Raw genomic sequence first — 18,812 nt, forward strand, 5'->3', positions numbered from 1 at the left:
CCGCAGTACCTCCCGCGCGAATTACATGGCGCTGAATTCGCCCGAAGGGATCTTGCCAGTGCGCAGGGCTTCAGCAGCCTGGGCGCGCACAGCAGCGCGGTCAGCCGTGGACGTGTAGGTCACCACACGCGAACCAGCAGGCTCGATGCTGCGGGTCTGGGCCACGGTGGCGGCTTCAGCGGCCACTTCGGCACGGGTACGGTTCGTGTCGAACTTCAGGGCAAATTGCGAACCATCGGCTTCGTCAGCGTGGGCGCCGAAAGCAGTGAAAGCGGCAACAGCGGCGATAGAGAGGAAACGGACAGATTTGTTCATGGTGAAACTCCAGTGAAATTCAAAAAATAGGGACGAGGTACTTGGCAATACGAAAACGTGTGAACCGTGGATTCAACAAGAATCAACCACGTTCACCCGAAGGGATCTGGCCAGCGCGCAGGGCTTCGGCAGCCTGGGCACGCACGGCAGCGCGGTCAGCGGTGGACGTGTAGGTCAACACACGCGAGCCTGCTGGCTCGATGGAGCGGGTCTGGGCAACGCTGGCGGCTTCTGCTTGCACTTCAGCGCGGGTGCGGTTGGTTTCAAATTTGGTAGCGAATTGCGAAGCATCGGCTTCGTCAGCCTGTGCGCCGAAAGAGGCGAAAGCGGCAACGGCAGCGATGGAGAGGAAGCGGGCGGTGTTGTTCATGATGAAAATCCTTGGAAGTTAAAAAGCGTCTCAAAAAAGCCGGGTCAAAAAACCATTCCTGAACCGGGTTCGGTGAGTCGCCTTGCGGGTTCGGCTCATCGATGGGTTGAACTGTACGCGGGTGAAGTCCAAAGAAAAACCACCGAGTCGCAAACTAACTGTTCCAGTATTGGAAACAATGCCGCCAGAGAATTTCAGGGTTTACCCAAATTTTTGGCCTGAAAAGAAGGCTTGAACCGCTTTTGCATGCAATGAATGAAGCATTTATCCGGAATGGTGATTCATGGCTGCAGGACGGGCTGAATCGGGTGGTGAATGGCGTGCAGGGAAGTCTCCCGGCCTTGTGAAACACGGGGGGGCGGCGACTGGGACTTGATCTGGCTCAAGACTGTGTGTGGCCCGGGTATTTTTCGTGGATGCCCCTCGGGGAGAACGCTCTATAGTCCCGAATAAGCTTTTGTTATCTGCATGACGGACACCCTTGCGCCTGCGGGCATCGACACTTCGGACAGCCCCCACTACTTGCGCGCGTTGACCGACATGGCTGACCGGCGCACGGTGGTTGCTGACGCAGCCATTTACACCGACAAAGGTATCAAGCTGGTCGAAAAAGGCGCGCGCATCGACAGCCGCCTGTATGACCGCCTGGTGCAGCACAAGCTGCGCGAGCCCATTGACCGCCATCTGTCCATCGAGAATCCCGTGGACGTACCCGCTTTGCTCGCGGCGGGGCAGGCCATGAGCGAACAGGAGGTGCTGCCCAGCCTGCTGGCAGAAGCCCTCGGCTCGGCGGCCCGGCTGCTGGCGCCGCTGCGCTCGCTGCCCTTGCCTCCATCCATGGCCTGCAAGCTCACCGTGATGCGCGATCAGCGGCCCGGGCTGTTTCAACACAGCCTGCAGATGATGACGGTGGCCGTGTTCCTGGGCATCAAAAGCGGTCTTGCTGAGCGCGACTGCGCCAATCTTGCGGCAGCAGCCTTGCTGCACGATCTGGGTGTGCTGCACATGGATCCGGCCTGGGACGATCCCGACCACAAGGTCGTTGGTGTTCAGCGCAAGCATCTGGTGGCGCACCCCATCACCGCCATGCTCATGATCCGCGATACCCAGGTCTATCCCCGGGCTGTGGATGTGGCGGTGCTGGAACACCACGAGCGCATGGATGGCAGCGGCTACCCGCGTGGCCTGGCCGGTGCGGACATCTCTGTTCTGGGCCGCATCCTGTTGCTGGCCGAGGTGGTGGCGGCGTTCTATGAAAAATACGACGACATGCCCGCGCAGCGCCTGTCGCTGGTGCTGCGGCTGAACCATCGCAAATTTCCATCGGCCCTGGTGGCACACATCCTGCCCCTGCTGCAGGAAGAAGTCGCCCGGGAATCTGCCCTCATGCCGCTGGGCAACGATGCCTCGCGCCAGATCGATCTGCTGGCCGAAGCTTTTGAATGCTGGGATCAGCTCAAGACCGCACTGCCTCCCGAAGCCAGTGTCAAGGCACTGCCGGGAAGCGCCTTTGTGTTCCTCGATGCGCGGCTGCTGGCTTTGCAAAAAGCCTTGCTGGAGGCCGGTTCACACCCTCGGCAGCAGGGTGAACTCATGACCCAGTTGCAGGGCGATGCCATTGGGATGGCTGAAGTGGCGCTGGTGGGGCGCGAGGCGCTGTGGCAGCTGCAAAGTATTCTGAATGCCAGCTATCGCCGCTGGCCGCAGCTGGCAGACCGCGCCACCCCTGCAGATGCAGCGGTGGCGGATTGGTGTGATTGGGCAGTGCGGAAGCTTTGAAAAGGGTGGTCAGCCCACCCGGCTTCGCAGCCAGAACCGATGGTGCATCGCCCAGCCAGCCATGAGCACCGCGAGGACCAGCAGCCCCCATTCAGACAGCGTCGGAATGGATGCTGGCGGCGCGATGCCGATGTGGACCGTGAATGAATCCGCTGTCGGGCCCGTGCCCCAGGTCCAGAGATAGGTGCCCGGTGTGAGTCCCAGGCTGGCCAGCGAGGTAGCAGTCCAGGTGGCCGAGGACGTGAGCGCAGAGCCCGAGACGTAGCCTGCCGGGGCGAAGACGAAACCGGGCATTGTGCTGTCCAGGCCCACCATGTCGCCAGATCCTGCATTCGCCCCGACAGGGCCTCCGCCTCCGAACGCTGGTGGGCCGGATATCCCCAGGTAGGCGTCCACGGTGCCAGCCGTGCCGGTGAAGACCAGCCCAGCCGAAGCAATGACCCCGGGGGACAGAGGCCCGCTGCCCGCAGGCGAGAGGGCCCCCAGATTCATGCTGCCACTGCCACTGGCGACCACATTGCCACCGCTTTCAAAAAAGTAGAGCGTATAGGCCGCGAACGTGTTGCCGGACAGGAGCAGCAACAGGGCGACTGCTGCCGATTGGATTGTTTTCATTCAACGGACCCTCTCTTTTTTGTCCTGCCCATTGTAGGGAGCGTGGTGTGCGTTGGCCCAGTTTTATAGGGCCTGGGACGCGTTGCCTCCAAAAGCCCCTCACCCCAAAGTCTTCTCCGCCAGTTGCCCCTTTGCTCGAAATACTGGTTATATTTACAGTATTCATATTGTTCTTCTCGTCTTCGCCATGCCTGCGCTACGCCACTCCCTGGGGGTTGTCGCGTCCGATCTGCCATTGACCGTGCCCGGTGTCTGGCATGCGGACGCATTGGGTGCGGGCCAGTTGCAGGTGCAGTCCACCGGTTATGGTCCTCTGGATGCGCAGTTGCCCGGTGGGGGCTGGCCGGTGGGGGCGTTGAGCGAGGTGCTGCAGCCCCTGGCGGGCCTGCACGAATGGCAGCTGGTGCTGCCTGCCCTGGTACAGGCCACTGCCCCGCGCTCGGGGGCGGTGGTGGTGGTAGCGCCGCCTTGCGAGCCTTTTGGACCGGCGCTGCAGGCCCAGGGCTTGTCAGTCGAGCGGCTGTGTGTGGTGCGGGCCGATGCCGCCGCTGCGCTCTGGGCGGCAGAGCAGGCCTTGCGTTGCCGGGAGGTTCTGGCCGTGATGGCCTGGCTGCCGCAGGTGCAGCCCGCAGCCCTGCGCAGGCTGCAACTGGCAGCAGCGCAGCAACGTCAACTGCTATGGGTGTTTCGCCCGGCCAGTGCTGCGGCCCAGGCCTCACCAGCCTTGTTGCGGCTACAGGTGCAGGGGATGGCCATGCCGGGAGGTGTATGCACAGTCCCCGGGATGCAGGTGCACATTCTCAAGCGCCGGGGGCCGCCCCTGGCGCAAGGGCTGGATCTGCCGGGCTGTCATCCCCGGCTGGCCCAGGTGCTGGCAGCCCAGGCCGGGCGCCGGCGTGCAGCGCAGGTGGATGCTGGCAGCACCTTGGTGGCAGGTCGCCTTGCTGCGGCAGCCAAGGCATCGGGGGCGTTGCCCATGCGCCCTTCATTGGAGCTGCTGGTGCCGTTGGGGGCGGGGCCAGAGGGGAGGGCGCATGCACTGGATCGCGCTGCCATTGCCCTGGTGCGATGAGGCATCCGCACCGCCTGCAGGGGCTGTGCACACCGCTGCGGCAGGCTGGTGGGCCCTGCGTTTTACCCCGCGTGTGGCACTGGTGGATGCAGAGGCCGTGCTGCTGGAGGTGTCCACCACCGAGCGGCTGTGGGGCGGGCGCGAAGTGCTGCTGGCCCAGGTGCTGCAGGCCTGGGCCTGGGCCGGGGCATCTGCCAGGGGCTCTGCCCCCCCCGCTGCCCAGGTCGCTGGCGAGTGTGGGTCTGTAGGGGAAGGGACGGCGGCGGGCGCACAACCGACGGGTGTACCCGTGATCTGGGGCAGTGGCCCCACCGCCCTGGTGGCGCAGGCCCGGCTGCGTGTGGCGTTGGCGGGGCAGGCTCTCCCTGCACAGGGGCCGCTGAGCCTGCCTCTGCACACACTCACAGCCTTGCGCCCGCATGTGGCCAGCCTGGAGCGCATGGGCTGCCGCACCTGGGGGGCACTGCGGGCGCTGCCCCGCGCCGGGGTGTCGCGGCGTTTTGGTGCGGCGGTGCTGCGGGTGCTGGACCAGGCCCTGGGAGATGCCCCTGAGGCCCACGCCTGGCTGGAGCTGCCCGAGCAGTTTGTGCTGACGGGCGAGTTGCCTGCGCTGGCAGAGTCGGCCGATGCGCTGCTCTGGAGCGCCAGCCGCTGCCTCACGGCCTTGCAAGGCTGGCTGCAAGCGCGGCAGCAGGGCGTGCTGGGCCTGGAGCTGGCCTGGCGCCATGACCTGCGGCGCATCGATGGTGTGACCATCGCCCCCACGCAGGCGCTGCAGGTGCGCACGGCCCAGGCCACGCAGGACATGGGGCATCTGCGGCGCCTGTTGTCTGAAAATCTGGCGCGCACCACGCTGGCCGCGCCGGTCAATCAGATCACGCTGCGTTTGCTGGAGGCGGCCCCGCTGCCACACCGCAGTGCGAGCCTGCTGCCGCCCGACCATCTGGGCGGCGCAGACCCTGCTGGCGCCCAGGGCGAGGCTTTGCACCAGTTGCTGGAGCGCCTGTCAGCCCGGCTGGGAGAAGACCATGTGCAGGCCCCGGTGCTGCAGGCCGACCACCGCCCCGAATGCATGCAGCAGTGGCGCCCGGCGGCCGAGGTGCTGCGCGTGACGGCGGCGGCCTCAAAGCACGCTGCAGCCCGGAATGCCTCCGTCAGTGTTGCCAATACGGCGCTGGATGCAGCCCCCGATGCCCTGCTGCTGCCCACCTGGCTGCTGAATCCGCCCCGGCGGCTGGCGGTGCAGGGCAACCGCCCCTGCCACCACGGCCTGCTGCGACTGCTGGCCGGGCCCCACCGCTTTGAAGCGGGCTGGTGGTCTGCGGCCGGGGAGGGCGCAGGCCCGGCCCCCGGTGAAGGTGCCCTGGCCTTGCGCGACTACTTTGTGGCCCACAACGATGTGGCGGGGCTGGTGTGGGTGTTCCGCGAGCGGCTGGCGCCGGTGCCGTCCGTGTCGGATGGTCCCCCTGTCGCCGTGCGGCCCCATCGCTGGTTCCTGCATGGGGTGTTTGGGTGATGTCTGCGGAGGCTCCATGGGCCTGACACCTTCCTCTGCATCGCCTGCACAAGCCACCGTGCTGCCGGGCTATGCCGAGCTGCACTGCCTGTCCAACTTCAGCTTCCAGCGTGGTGCATCGCATCCACAGGAACTCGTGAAGCGCGCGCTGGCGCTGGGCTACCAAGCCCTCGCGCTGACGGACGAATGCTCGGTGGCGGGTGTGGTGCGCGCTTGGGAGGCCGCCAAGGAATGTGGTTTGCACCTCATCGTGGGCAGCGAGTTTTTGTGGGGTGACGACCTGCGGCTGGTGGCCCTGGCGCGCGATGCCGAGGGCTGGGGCAATCTGTGTGAGTTCATCACCGCGGCCCGTGCGGTCGCATCCAAGGGGCAGTACCACGTGGGCCCTTGCAGCCCCTGGGGATTGCTGCAAGGGTGCGAATTGCTGCTGGCGCCTATCCGGCAACGCTTTGATGCTTCTGATTTGATAGCTGTTAGCGCTTGTCTATCCAGCGCTAGAGGCCAATTTGACTCAAATTTTGATGGCCATATCTGGTTGGCGGTCGAACTGCACCTGGCCCCGGACGACAGCCTGTGGCTGGCCACGCTGCAGCGTGTGGGTGCGGCGCTGGGCTTGCCGCTGGTGGCAGCGGGCGATGTGCACATGCACGCCCGTTCGCGCAAGCCGCTGCAGGATGTGATCACCGCCGTACGCCTGGGCCGCAGCGTGGGTGAATGCGGGTTTGCGCTGCAGCCCAATGCCGAGCGCCATCTGCGCCGGCGCGTGCGGCTGGCGGGCGTCTATCCGCCCGAGTTGCTGGACGCCACGCTCACCGTGGCGGGGCGCTGCACGTTCACCCTGGACGAAATCAAGTACCAGTACCCGCTGGAGACCGTGCCCGCTGGCATGACCCCCGCGCAGGCACTGGCCTGGCTGGTGCAGGCGGGTGTGCAAGGCGTTTACCCGCAGGGCGCGCCACAGAAGGTGCAGGCGCAGATCCGCAAAGAGCTGGACCTGATCGCACACTGCCAGTACGAGATGTACTTCCTCACGGTGCATGACATCGTGCGCTACGCGCGCAGCCAGGGCATCCTGTGCCAGGGGCGTGGCTCGGCCGCGAATTCGGTGGTCTGCTACATGCTGGGCATCACGGCCGTCCCGCCTGAAAACTCACACCTGCTGTTCGAGCGCTTTATCAGCAAAGAGCGCAAGGAGCCGCCCGACATCGACGTGGACTTCGAGCACGACCGGCGCGAGGAGGTCATCCAGTACATCTACGAAAAATACGGCCGCGAGCGCGCCGCCATCGCGGCCGTGGTTACCACCTACCGCACGCGCAGCGCGCTGCGCGATGTGGGCAAGGCGCTGGGTGTGGCGCCGTCCTTGGTCGATGCCTTTGCCAAGGACCACCACTGGTTTGACGAGCAGTTCGCCACCGACCGGTTGCAGGAACTGGCTGAAAGCCTGGGTGCATCGCTGCACCGGCACACGGCCCAGCTGTGGCTGGAGCTGGCGGCGGACCTCAAAGGCTTTCCGCGCCACCTGAGCCAGCATGTGGGCGGCTTTGTGCTCACGCAGGGCAAGCTCACGCGCCTGGTGCCCGTGGAGCCCGCGAGCATGGAGCACCGATCGGTCATCCAGTGGGACAAGGACGACCTGGACACCATGGGCCTGCTCAAGGTCGATGTGCTGGCCCTGGGTATGCTCAGCGCGCTGCGCCGCTGCCTGAATTTGCGCGAAGCCTTGCGCGGTGAGCGCTGGGACCTCCAGGGCATTCCGCGCGAAGACCCCGCCACCTACGACATGATCTGCGCCGCCGACACCGTGGGCGTGTTCCAGATCGAAAGCCGCGCGCAGATGAGCATGCTGCCGCGCCTGCGCCCGCGTGAGTTCTACGACCTAGTGGTGGAGGTGGCGATTGTGCGGCCCGGGCCTATTCAGGGCGGCATGGTGCACCCCTACCTGCAGGCGCGCGAACGCAGGCGCAGGGGCGAGCCACTGCAATTGGAGAAGCCTGAACTGGAAGCGGCCCTGGCGCGCACGCTGGGCGTGCCGATTTTTCAGGAGCAGGTGATGCAGATCGCCATGGTGGCGGCCGGGTTCTCTGCCGGCATGGCGGACGATCTGCGCCGGTCGATGGCGGCCTGGAAGCGCAAGGGCGGCGTGCACCGGTTCGAGCGCCCACTGGTCGGAGGCATGGAAGCGCGTGGTTACCGTACCGAGTTTGCCCAGGCCATCTTCCAGCAGATGCTGGGCTTTGGCGAATATGGCTTTCCTGAAAGCCACGCCCACAGCTTTGCCTTGCTGGCCTATGCCAGCAGCTGGCTCAAATGCCATGAGCCCGCGTGTTTTCTGGCCGCGCTGCTCAATTCGTTGCCCATGGGTTTTTACACCGCCTCGCAACTGGTGCAGGATGCGCGCCGCCACGGCGTGCGTGTGCTGCCCATCGACGTGACCTGCAGCGACATCGACTGCACGCTGGAGGGCACACCAGAGCCACTGAGACCGGCGCGGGGGCTGGGCGTGCCGCCACTGCCGCAGCCCGCTGTGCGTCTGGGCTTGCGGCTGGTGGGCAGCCTGCACAAAGATGCTGCCGAACGACTGGTAGAGGCCCGCGCTACAGGCCCTGCCTTTGCCAACACCGAAGACCTGGCCCTGCGCGCACAGCTGAGCCAGCAAGACCTACAGGCGCTCGCTGCAGCCGATGCGCTGGCGGGCCTGTCAGGCCACCGGCGCCAGCAGATGTGGGAGGCGGCCGCGCAGCACACGGCACCGCCCCTGCTGCGCGATGTGCCCGTGCACGAAGCGCCCCTGCAACTGCTCGCCGCGCCCGAGGGCGAAGAGATTCTTTTCGACTACGCCGCCACCGGCCTCACACTGCGCCGCCACCCGCTGGCCCTGCTGCGCCCGCGCCTTGCGCGCTGGCGCCTGCAGACCGCCCTGCAGCTGAACACCGTGCCCCATGGCCGCAAGGTGCGCGCCTGCGGCATCGTCACTGTGCGCCAGCGCCCCGGCACGGCCAAAGGCACGATGTTCGTCACGCTAGAGGACGAGACGGGTCCCGTCAACGTGATCGTGTGGCCTGCGCTGGTGGAGACATGGCGCAATGCGCTGCTCAGATCGCAACTGCTGGCGGTGGAGGGCGTGTGGCAGTGCAGCGTGCCCGAGGGGGAGGGGTCCGATGCGCCGTCGCCATCAGCGTCGGTAGTGCGCCACCTGGTGGCCCAGCGCTTCAAGGACCTGACACCGCTGCTCGGTCGCATGGCCCAGGCGCTGCAGGGTAGCCGGGACTTTCACTGACCTTCAGAGCTGCTTCGGATCATCCTTCTGACTCCCTTGCGGTCACCGCTCCAGCAGATAAGCGTGGGGGTCGATGAAGAACGCTTTTTTGACGCCCTGCGTAGCGCCATCCACCTTCCACGGCACGGGCAGCATTCGCACGATGGAATAGTGCAGGTGTGGCGGCTTGCCCTGCGCGTTGCCGCTGGCGCCCAGCGTGCCAATCGCCTCCCCAGACGCCACGAAGGACAAGGCGTCTGTGCCGATCGAGTCCAGGTGCGCAAAGTAATGCAACCGCCAGCGCGGCCCGAGCACCAGCACCACCTTGCCGCCTTTGGCGATTTCTCCTGTGAACAGCACGACGCCATCCGTAGTGCTCAGCACTGGCGTGCCGGTCTTGCCAAAGATGTCGATGCCCTTGTGCACACCCGAGCTGCCCCAGGGTTCGAACCAGAAGGACTTGGAATTCCAGTCTTTTGCGGAGGCCCCGGCCACAGGGATCTGGATGCGCTCCGGCAGTAACAGGCCCGCCACCAGCACGGCCAGCAGGGTGAGGCCCAGAATCTTTGCAATTTTCATGGCGCGATTATTCCGCGCTCGCAATCGTTGCAGTCGCTGTGAATCAGCGCGAAGGGTCTGCCTTGCTGGCGGCCTGCCGTGCAGGCTGCGAGGCCGTGCCGGCTGCCCCCTGGACTCCGGGCTTGACAGGCTGCTGGGCCAGGTTCAGCAGCGGTTTGCAATGGGTGTCGTCGTCTGCCGCCGGCACGGTGATGGGTACCAGGGCCAGCGCGGCAGGGGCCACCACAGCAGCCACCACCGCAGCGCCTGCGCGCAGCAGCAGCGGCCCCGCCTCGACGCCCACATCCGGGTTGCCAAACGTGCCCCTCACATACAGGGGTGAACGCAGCGAAAAGAACTTCCATTGCAAGGATTCGGGCTTGATGCGCAGGTCCAGTGCCTCGGTGCCCAGGTCGATGGTGCCCGTGGCCTCCACCACGGCATCGTCGGTGCTCATTTTCACGACGCGGGCGGTTGCCAAGCCATCCACCACCATGAAGTCGGCCACCGCGCAGCGCAGGTGCACTTCCTTGTTTTCGCCAAAGAGCTTGCCCACGATGATGCTGCCCACGTTGAGCGCGGCCAGGTCCAGCATCTGCTTGCTCAGCGTGCCCTCGCGCACATACAGGCGCATCTCGCCCGTGCCGTGGCCCAGCAGTACGGCCATGCTGTTGCCGGTGCTCTCCAGGGCAATGGCTCCGTCCATGCGGCCAAAACTTTTCTTCATGAGCTGCACCTTGGGGAACAGGGCCGACAACTGCAGTCCCTGCACGGTGCCGCGTATCTGGGCCTTGAGGGGGGCGCTGCGGCCATCGATGGTGACCTGCGATTCGATCTTGCCTTCTGCCACGCCAAACGTGAGGGGCGCCAGTCTGAGCTGCGCGTTTTCCATTACGGCGCGTGTGCTCAGGTCCTGCAGCGGCAGGCTCTCGGGGCGGATGATGTGGCGGCCCTTGAACACGATGTCCATGTCCATGGCATTCCACCGCTCGGCCGCAAATTGCGAATCCGGCAGCACCTTGCCACCCTGGCTGCGGGTGCGTTGCGTGTTGCCGGACACGCGGGTGCCCAGCGTCGGCCCCAGGTCTGCCAGGCGCAGCTGGTTCGATGTCATGGTGCCGGTGAGCCGGGGGCGCGGTTTGCCCGAGGTGTATTTCAGCGACCCCTGCAGATCACTCTGACCCACCTTGCCGCGAAAATCGTTGTACTCCCACACCGCGCGTTCGGGTTCCAGGCTCCCGGTCAGCCGTCCGCGCGTTTCAAACGCCGGGGTGTTGGGCAGCACCAGCCCGGTCAGGTCGTACAGATCGGCCATGCTGCCGCCTTGGAGGAACACCTGAAAATCCAGCCCCGAGAGCGCCCCGGGGTTGGCCAGCACCCCTTCAGCCGACAGTGCCACGCTGCCCGCGCTGGCATCAATCTGCAGCGGATAGTTCACCACCTTGTTGCGCAGGCTGATGACCTGGCCCGCGCGCCCCTGTCCCTTGATCTGGGCCTTGGCATAGCGGCCCTTCAGTTCAAAGCGCAGGCCATAGGGCATCGCCCCCTGGGAGGATGTGCCGGGGGCCGCGATCGCTGCCGTCGGGGCTGTGCCACTGGCGGCGCTGGCGGAAGCCTTGGCGGCCGGGCTGCCGGGTGGGCTGGTGGGGGCAATGGGCTCCGTTGTGTCAATGCGTGCCTGCAGGTCCAGGTCTTTCATGCCATCGGCATAGGCCAACACGCCATGCTTGAGCACGAGCCGGTCTACATCGAAGCTCCACCCGCTCCTGGGGCCGTCCTTGCGCTCAAAGGTCCAGTTGTTGGTGCCATCGGCGGTGCGGGCCAGCGCCACCTGGGGGCTGGTGAGTGCCACGGTGTCGATCGACAGATGCCGCCCCAGCAGCGGCAGCAGGCGCACCGTGGCGGTGGCGCTGCCGATGCGGGCCATGGCGGGCGCTTCCGGCAGATCGGCGTTGTCCTTGGGAGGCGTTTTGCCATCCGCACGCTGGAAGGGGGGGATGAACCCCGCCGGCTGGTCCATCACCAGGCGCTCGGCCTGGACGGTGACGCCAGGTATCCATCGTCGCCATCCTTCCTCCAGGGGCTGGGGCCAGTGCCAGGCTGCCGACAATTCGCCCTCAATCGCAAAGTGCCTGCCCGTGGCTTCGCTGACTTTTTCGTTGACCCAGGGTTTTGCACGGTTCCAGTCGATCACGGCCAGCAAGGCGCCGAGCAGCACCAGCAGCGTGGCCACTACACCCAGGGCCACCAGCAACCACCGTGCTACACGTCGACCAACCCCCGAGGCGGGAGCGGGGTGGCCGGTGGACGCGGCAGGGCGGGGAAGATCGGCAGAAGGCGTGGTAGGTGACGGCATGAAGGGCGTATGGGTTATGGCCGCATGCCGCAGAACAGCCATGCTGCACGGGACATGGGTGGGTGCCGCGTTTGCTCATGCGGCACCGGGCCTCCTGGGTTCATGCTAGCCCGCATTGGCGCGCCCAGTGGCAGTGCAGGCGCAACTGCCGCCCTTGTCCTACAGGCGGAAAACGGTGCTGCCGCGCCCTAAAATCCGCGCACCATGCACAACCCCCACCACCCCCACGCCCCGCCCATGCGCGATGGCGTGGGCCCCAGCTGCGTGGTGCTGCCCAGCCAGGGGCAGGGCAGCATGCTGGACTTTCTGGCGCAGCGTCTGCCCGTCGTGACCCGCGACGAATGGCTGCAGCGTATGCAGGCGGGGGATGTGGTGGACGAACGCGGGGAGCCCGTGTCGCCCGGGCGGCCGTTTGAAGGCAGCTTGCGCGTGTACTACTACCGCAGCCTGCCCGCAGAGCCCGCCTTGCCTTTCACAGAAACGGTGCTGTACCAGGACGAGCACCTCGTGGTGGCCGACAAGCCCCATTTCATGCCCGTGACACCGTCGGGCCGCTATCTGCACAACACACTGCTGGTGCGCCTCAAGCGCCAGCTGGGGTTGCCTGAACTGTCGCCCCTGCACCGCATCGACCGGGACACGGCGGGGCTGGTGCTGCTGTCGGTGCAGCAGCGCACACGCGGGGCCTACCAGGCGCTGTTCCGTGACAAGCAGATCACCAAACACTACGACGCGATTGCGCCGTGGCGCGAAAACCTCGTGTTTCCGCGCGAACACATGAGCCGCCTGGAGGAAAGCCCTCAGTTCTTTCGCATGCAGGAAGTGCCCGGCGAGCCCAACAGTCACACGCAGATGCAGGTGCTGGAGGTGGCAAGGTCTGGCGCCTGGGCCCGGTACCGTCTCATGCCGATCACCGGCAAACGGCACCAACTGCGCGTACACATGGCCGCGTTGGGCCTGCCCCTGCGCAACGACCCGTTCTATCCAGTGGTCAACGATCCTCCCGAAGGAGACTACTCCCGGCCTCTGCAACTGCTGGCGCGGTCCCTGGAGTTTGCGGACCCGGTGTTGGGCGTGCCCCGAATGTTTGAGAGCAGGCAGCGGCTGAGTCTGGGAGATTAGGGTTTACCACTAGTAATCGCTATTTGCTCGTTGAGGGCTGGGTGGCCCTCATGAAAGCATGGCATTGCTTTGGGTTTTGTTTTTACACACAGATAAGGTAACTTGGTTACCTGTTCTGGGCAGAGGGCCCGGAAACTGCAGAAGAAAACAACAATGAGCCCCACCACCACACACCGTTCCGTCGCGTTCAAGCTGTCGCTTGCGGCGTTACTCAGCCTGCTGCTTGTGCTGCTCATCACCATGGGAATCGTCAGCGCCTTGCTCTGGCAAAACTTTGGGCGGCTATCGCGCGGCGATGCCCAGCAATATGCAGCCCAGTTGCGCACCCTGGTGCAGACCTTTGACGAAACCGCGCAAGAGCAGGCCAAACGCGATTTCACCCTGTTCAAGGCCAATTTTCCGGGCAATTTTTCGCTCAGCGAGGCGCCGGGGGCAGACGGCAAGCCCGAGGCCACGCTGGCATTTCAAGGGGTGCCGATCAATGGCGACTTTGAGGTGGTGGATCGGTTTTCCAAAGACAGCATGGGTGCCGTCGCCACCATCTTCGCGCGCACGGGCGACGACTTCATCCGTGTGACTACTTCGCTCAAGAAGCAGGACGGAGACCGCGCCTACAAGACCCTTCTGGATCGCAAGCACCCTGCCTACGAACTGATGAACGAAGGCAAAACCTTTATCGGCCGCGCCAATCTGTTTGGCCGGGAGTACATGACGGTGTATGAACCCATCCGCGAAGGCAACCGCACCATCGGCATCCTGTTCATCGGTTCGGACATCGGCCCCATTCTGGGCAAGCTCAACACCGTGATGGCGGGCCAGAAGCTGTTTGCCACGGGCGCTGTCTACGCGGTCAATATTTCAGCAGGTCCTGCACGGGGCAACGTTTTTGGTTTGACGGGCGCCAACGCAGCGCTCAAGGTCGATGAGAAAGTGGATGAGGCCAAGGCCTGGCTTGCTTCACTGTCGGGTATCGAGCAAACCGGCGATTTTGAATCGAGCTGGTCGCCGCGCCGCAGTGGCGACGGTGACACTGCCGCGCGTTATGTCGCGGTGGAGCGCTACAAGCCCTGGAACTGGGCCATAGTGGCCGAGGCGCCGGAGTCTGAAATGATGGGCGAGGCCCGCAGCGTGCTCACCTGGCTGTGGCTGGGTGTGGTGGTGGCGCTGGCACTGCTGACGGTGGTACTGGTGGTGGCCACACGCCGCCTGGTCGGTGCGCCCGTGCAGCAGCTGAGCACCGCGCTGGGTTACTTGGCGCAGGGCGACCTGACCCACGCAGTCACCCTGAAATCCCGCGACGAAATCGGCAGCCTGGCCCAGGCCATGGAAGGCTTTCGTGTCCGCCTGGTAGAAAGCCTGAGCACCGTGCGCACCAGTGCCGAAAGCGTGTCGTCGGCCAGCACCGAAATCGCCCAAGGCAACCAGGACCTGTCGGGCCGCACCGAAAGCCAGGCCAGCTCTCTGGAAGAAACGGCGGCCAGCATGGAGCAGCTGGGTGCCACCATTCGACACAACGCCGACAGCGCCAGCCAGGCCAACCAGCTGGCCGTGGGCGCCAGCCGCGTGGCCGCGCAAGGCGGTGAAGTGGTGTCCAAGGTGGTCAGCACCATGCAGGACATCAACACCAGCAGCCAGAAGATTGCCGACATCATCGGCGTCATCGACGGCATTGCTTTCCAGACCAACATCCTGGCCCTGAACGCTGCGGTTGAAGCCGCTCGTGCTGGCGAGCAAGGCAGGGGCTTCGCCGTGGTGGCTGCTGAAGTGCGCAACCTGGCTCAGCGCACCGCCGCCGAGGCCAAGGCCATCAAAGAACTGATCGGCGCCAGCAGCGCCATGGTGCAGCAGGGCTCGGTGCTGGCCGATCAGGCGGGCACCACGATGCAGGAAGTCGTGAGCTCTATCCAGCGCGTGGCCGACATGGTCTCTGAAATCAGCGCTGCCAGCAGCGAGCAGACCGCTGGTGTGGGCCAGGTGGGAGAGGCAGTGACGCAACTGGACCAGACTACTCAGCAGAATGCCGCGCTGGTGGAAGAAATGGCTGCTGCGGCCAGCAGCCTGCAGACGCAGGCACACCAGATGGTGTCTGCCATTGCGCAGTTCAATCTGGGTGGCGCCAGTGCCAGCCCCGGTTTGCCAAACCGGGCGCGTGGGGGCTCCCGCAACCCGGCAATCTCCGGCTGAACGCTCGCGCACTCGCGGGCGTTAGCGGAGCTACGCCATGGCAGGATTAGCGAAACGGAATGGGCTTGCCCTTGGCTGGCGCGCTTTTTGGAAGCCGTGAATTGAAGAATTCAGCCAATGCCCGCTGGGTGTCGGGGTGCAGCCGCCATGCGGTCCAGCCCAGGCCGATACTGCGCAGGTACACGGTGACGTGCGCGTCTTCCAGCGGGTACTGGATGGCGAGGGTGGGGTTGTCCTGCGACATCACCGGGACCCCGCTCCCATTGCTGTCCTGGGGGGCCAGGGTGACTTCAGGCGTCATCTGCGAGCGCAACATGGCCAACTCACGAATCAGATTTTCGATCTCTGGCGCTGTGAGCGTTTTGTTGATTGCCAGGGTGGCCTGCGTGCGGTCGTCGCTCAGTTGCATGGGGCTTTTCCTTCTTTCGCTGGTAGTTGTGAAGGCTCCATTGTGCTGCCTTCGGTCTGCATCCCGCCGAAGGGGCGCAAACATGGGACGCAAGCCTCTGGCCAAACCCGTTTCGGGCGCGCCGCCGCGTGGCTACAATACGGCTGCTGATGAAACTCTGGCGCGGCAGCTGCCAACCCGGTGTTTTCACAGGCCTCACTGAAATACCGTTGTCCATCAACGGCTTACAGAAGGCGGGTGTAGTTCAATGGTAGAACGGCAGCTTCCCAAGCTTCATACGAGGGTTCGATTCCCTTCACCCGCTCCAGCCCCCTTCGGCTGATCATCTCCCCCCGTCTTTGTCTTTGTTGTTGTTTTGACCGCGCATGCTGCACGGATGACGGCATGGGCGCGCGCCCATCCGGTAGGGCATGTCAAGCCGTTGGCTGACGCCACGCGGCCGCCACCCACGCCACCATGCTGAAACGGCCTCCTTTGGAGGGGCACTATCGTTTGAGGAAATGAATGGCTTCCAAAGACAAGAACTCAGCACAGAAACCCGCCGCCAGCAAGAAGCCAAGCACGGCGCAGGAAGGCAAGGACGCCAAGGCACAACGCGAGCTGGGCATCGTCGGGCCACATGGAGACATGCGGCTGGCCTCGGTCATCATCGAAGGCTATAGCCTCGAGTTGAGCGACGGCGAAGGCTATGTGGGGGATGTCGCCAGCCGCACGGCCTTTCGCCACATGCTCGATGCCTGGCGCAAGCTGTATGCATCCATGGAGGGCAAGGACCCTATGGGCACCAAGCCCACGCGCGAACTCAGCAAACACAAGCTGGATGCGTTGCTGGAGAAAGACGGCGTGGCCGCCCAAGCCATCGAAGCCGCGTCGGAAGACTACGCGATGCAGCTGGCGCACGTGGTGCAGCGATTTCTGAAACACAAGACCTGGCGCGGCGTGGAGCGCATCATCATCGGCGGGGGCTTTCACCAGAGCGAGGTGGGTGGCCGCGCCATCGATTGCACCCGCAAGATCCTCAAGGCCGAAAAGGTGCCCGTGGAGCTGCGCACGCTGCGCCACCATGCGGACGAGGGCGGCCTGATTGGCTGGGTGCACCTGGCGCCCCCCGCGCTGCTGCAAAGCTACGACGCCATCCTGGCGGTGGACATTGGCGGCACCAATGTGCGCTGCGGCATTGTGCAAACCCATTTGCACCGCGCCCCCGATCTTTCGCTGGCCGAGGTGGTGCGCCGCGAGAAATGGGCCCATGCCAACGACGAACCCCGGCGCGACGAACTGGTCGAAGGCATCGCCACGCTGCTCGAGGGCCTGATCGCGTACGCCGAGAAAAAGAAGATCCGCCTGGCGCCCTACATCGGCGTGGCCTGCCCGGGGCTCATCGTGGAAGACGGCTCGCTGGCCGGTGGCACGCAGAACCTGCCGGGCAACTGGGAGAGCACCCGCTTTCACCTGCCGCGTGACCTGTGCGAGCGGCTACCGCACATCGGCGACGGCCGCACCCAGGTGTGCCTGCACAACGATGCCGTGGTGCAGGGCCTGTCTGAAATGCCCTTCATGCAGGACGTGAAGCGCTGGGCGGTGCTGACGGTGGGCACGGGGCTGGGCAACGCGAGCTACACCAACCGTCAGCCGCCAGAATTTGAATGATTTTGGCTGTTAGCGCTTATTGGTAAAGCGCTAGCAGCTATAAAATAAGTAGCACTTTGTGGGGCTGCTTATTTCTGAATGTCCCCCAGGCACAGGTACTTGATCTCCACGTAGTCGTCCATGCCGTAGTGCGAGCCTTCGCGGCCCAGGCCCGACTGCTTGACGCCGCCAAAGGGCACGTGCTCGGTGGCCAGAATGCCCACGTTGGCACCCACCATGCCGTATTCCAGCGCCTCGGTCACGCGGAAGATGCGGCCCACGTCGCGGCTGTAGAAGTAGCTGGCCAGGCCAAACTCGGTGTTGTTGGCCGCGTCGATGGCTTCCTGCTCGGTCTTGAACTTGAAGACCGGGGCAAAGGGGCCAAAGGTTTCCTCGCGCGCGCAGAGCATGTCGGCCGTGGCGTTGGCGACCACCGTGGGCTCGAAGAACTGGCCGGAGCCCAGGCTGGTGAGGCGCTGGCCGCCGGCCACCACCTGGCCGCCCTTGGCCAGCGCGTCGTCCACGTGGCGCTGCACCTTGGTCAGTGCCGCTTCCTCGATCAGCGGGCCCTGGTTCACCCCAGCTTCAAAACCGTTGCCCACCTTGGCTGTCTTGACCTTGGCGGCGAACTTGGTCACGAACTCGTCGTACACACCTTCCTGCACATAAAAGCGGTTGGTGCACACGCAGGTCTGGCCCGCGTTGCGGTACTTGCTGGCAAAGGCGCCTTCCACAGCGCTGTCGATGTCGGCGTCGTCAAACACGAGGAAGGGCGCGTTGCCACCCAGTTCCAGCGACATCTTCTTGACCGTGGGGGCGGACTGCGCCATCAGGATGCGGCCCACTTCGGTGGAGCCCGTGAAGCTGATGTGGCGCACCACGTCGCTCGCGCACAGCACCTTGCCGATGGCGATGGAGTTGTCGCTGTCTGCGGGCAGGATGTTGAACACACCGGCCGGAATACCCGCGCGGATGGCCAGCTCGGCGGCGGCCAGGGCGGTGAGTGGTGTCAGCTCGGCGGGCTTGATGACCACGGGGCAGCCCGCAGCCAGCGCAGGCGCGACCTTGCGGGTGATCATGGCCAGCGGGAAGTTCCATGGCGTGATGGCCGCGCACACGCCGATGGGTTGCTTGAGCACCAGCAGGCGGCGGTTGTTGTCAAACTGGGGCAGGGTCTCGCCGTTGATGCGCTTGGCCTCTTCGGCAAACCATTCCACAAAGCTCGCGCCGTAGGCGACCTCGCCCTTGGCTTCTGGCAGGGGCTTGCCCTGTTCGGCGGTCATGATGCGGCCCAGGTCGTCCTGGTTGGCCATGAGCAGGTCAAACCACTTGCGCAGGATGATGCTGCGCTCCTTGGCGGTCTTGGTCTTCCAGGGGCCCCAGGCGGCGTTGGCGGCGGCAATCGCGGCCTCGGCGTCGGCCGGGCCCAGGTTGGCCACATCGGCCAGTTTGAGACCCGTGGCCGGGTCGTTCACATCAAAGCGGCTGCTGCCCACCACCCATTGGCCGTTGATGAGGCCGTCGGTCTTGAGCAAGGTGGGGTCGTTCAGCAGGGCGAGGGGGGAGGTCTTCATGTCCATGGGATGGTCCTTGAGAAAGGGGGCTAAACGTGGGCAGATCGAGGTTCA

At 65.0% G+C, this 18,812-nt stretch carries 14 protein-coding genes and 1 tRNA gene; 8 read left to right on the top strand and 7 right to left on the bottom strand.

All coding sequences use genetic code 11. The annotated features are described in order from the left end of the window. Nucleotides 1-21: 21 nt before the first annotated feature. Together C8C94_RS05220 and C8C94_RS05225 are read right to left on the bottom strand one after the other, a co-directional pair. Nucleotides 22-315, bottom strand: coding sequence for a DUF4148 domain-containing protein (locus tag C8C94_RS05220; protein WP_121419969.1), 294 nt, complete (start codon nt 313-315; stop codon nt 22-24). 82 nt (nt 316-397) lie between these two features. Continuing rightward, nucleotides 398-685 (bottom strand): DUF4148 domain-containing protein, encoded by a 288-nt coding sequence (locus C8C94_RS05225; RefSeq protein WP_121419970.1) that lies wholly within the window; start codon nt 683-685, stop codon nt 398-400. A 468-nt stretch (nt 686-1,153) separates the two neighbouring features. Between C8C94_RS05225 and C8C94_RS05230 the strand changes: the two genes are divergently transcribed. Next, nucleotides 1,154-2,464 (top strand): HD-GYP domain-containing protein, encoded by a 1,311-nt coding sequence (locus C8C94_RS05230; RefSeq protein WP_121419971.1) that lies wholly within the window; start codon nt 1,154-1,156, stop codon nt 2,462-2,464. 9 nt (nt 2,465-2,473) lie between these two features. On the opposite strand, the gene C8C94_RS05235 is transcribed toward C8C94_RS05230, so the two are convergent. Next, nucleotides 2,474-3,079 carry an IPTL-CTERM sorting domain-containing protein gene (locus C8C94_RS05235; RefSeq protein ID WP_121419972.1) on the bottom strand — a complete coding sequence of 202 codons (606 nt, stop codon included), beginning with the start codon at nt 3,077-3,079 and terminating at the stop codon, nt 2,474-2,476. A gap of 187 nt (nt 3,080-3,266) precedes the next feature. On the opposite strand from C8C94_RS05235, the gene imuA reads away from it, so the two are divergent. From imuA to C8C94_RS05250, 3 genes are read left to right on the top strand one after another with little or no spacing between them, the layout of a single operon-like run. After that, nucleotides 3,267-4,151: a translesion DNA synthesis-associated protein ImuA gene (imuA, locus tag C8C94_RS05240; RefSeq protein ID WP_121419973.1), complete on the top strand. Its 885-nt coding sequence runs from the start codon at nt 3,267-3,269 to the stop codon at nt 4,149-4,151. Further along, a complete protein-coding gene (locus C8C94_RS05245; RefSeq protein WP_121419974.1) occupies nt 4,114-5,667 on the top strand; it encodes a DNA polymerase Y family protein in 1,554 nt (517 codons plus the stop codon). The genes imuA and C8C94_RS05245 overlap by 38 nt, the downstream gene beginning before the upstream one ends. 16 nt (nt 5,668-5,683) lie before the next feature. Continuing rightward, nucleotides 5,684-8,947 (top strand): error-prone DNA polymerase, encoded by a 3,264-nt coding sequence (locus C8C94_RS05250; RefSeq protein WP_121419975.1) that lies wholly within the window; start codon nt 5,684-5,686, stop codon nt 8,945-8,947. Between the two features lie 42 nt (nt 8,948-8,989). Here the strand turns inward: C8C94_RS05250 and C8C94_RS05255 are convergent, their stop codons facing one another. After that, nucleotides 8,990-9,505, bottom strand: a complete 516-nt coding sequence (locus C8C94_RS05255; protein WP_121419976.1) for a M23 family metallopeptidase — start codon at nt 9,503-9,505, stop codon at nt 8,990-8,992. Between the two features lie 43 nt (nt 9,506-9,548). Next, nucleotides 9,549-11,840: an AsmA family protein gene (locus tag C8C94_RS05260; protein WP_233573402.1), complete on the bottom strand. Its 2,292-nt coding sequence runs from the start codon at nt 11,838-11,840 to the stop codon at nt 9,549-9,551. Between the two features lie 204 nt (nt 11,841-12,044). Between C8C94_RS05260 and C8C94_RS05265 the strand changes: the two genes are divergently transcribed. Together C8C94_RS05265 and C8C94_RS05270 are read left to right on the top strand one after the other, a co-directional pair. After that, nucleotides 12,045-12,962 (top strand): pseudouridine synthase, encoded by a 918-nt coding sequence (locus C8C94_RS05265; RefSeq protein ID WP_121419977.1) that lies wholly within the window; start codon nt 12,045-12,047, stop codon nt 12,960-12,962. 153 nt (nt 12,963-13,115) lie between these two features. After that, entirely contained in the window at nt 13,116-15,146 is a 2,031-nt protein-coding gene (locus C8C94_RS05270) for a methyl-accepting chemotaxis protein (RefSeq protein ID WP_121419978.1), read from the top strand. Nucleotides 15,147-15,192: 46 nt separating this feature from the next. Here C8C94_RS05270 and C8C94_RS05275 read toward each other — a convergent pair whose 3' ends face one another. Continuing rightward, the gene (locus C8C94_RS05275) at nt 15,193-15,555 is read right to left on the bottom strand and encodes a hypothetical protein (RefSeq protein ID WP_121419979.1); all 363 of its coding nucleotides are present in this window, start codon (nt 15,553-15,555) and stop codon (nt 15,193-15,195) included. A 233-nt stretch (nt 15,556-15,788) separates the two neighbouring features. On the opposite strand from C8C94_RS05275, the gene C8C94_RS05280 reads away from it, so the two are divergent. Both C8C94_RS05280 and C8C94_RS05285 read left to right on the top strand, forming a co-directional pair. Then, a tRNA-Gly gene (locus C8C94_RS05280) sits at nt 15,789-15,862 on the top strand. A 197-nt stretch (nt 15,863-16,059) separates the two neighbouring features. Further along, nucleotides 16,060-17,205, top strand: coding sequence for an ROK family protein (locus C8C94_RS05285; RefSeq protein WP_121419980.1), 1,146 nt, complete (start codon nt 16,060-16,062; stop codon nt 17,203-17,205). A 68-nt stretch (nt 17,206-17,273) separates the two neighbouring features. On the opposite strand, the gene C8C94_RS05290 is transcribed toward C8C94_RS05285, so the two are convergent. Next, nucleotides 17,274-18,764 carry an NAD-dependent succinate-semialdehyde dehydrogenase gene (locus C8C94_RS05290; RefSeq protein ID WP_121419981.1) on the bottom strand — a complete coding sequence of 497 codons (1,491 nt, stop codon included), beginning with the start codon at nt 18,762-18,764 and terminating at the stop codon, nt 17,274-17,276. Nucleotides 18,765-18,812 lie beyond the last annotated feature (48 nt).

Origin of the sequence: Acidovorax sp. 94 (assembly GCF_003634645.1) — a bacterium.
GTDB classification, from domain to species: domain Bacteria; phylum Pseudomonadota; class Gammaproteobacteria; order Burkholderiales; family Burkholderiaceae_C; genus Acidovorax; species Acidovorax facilis.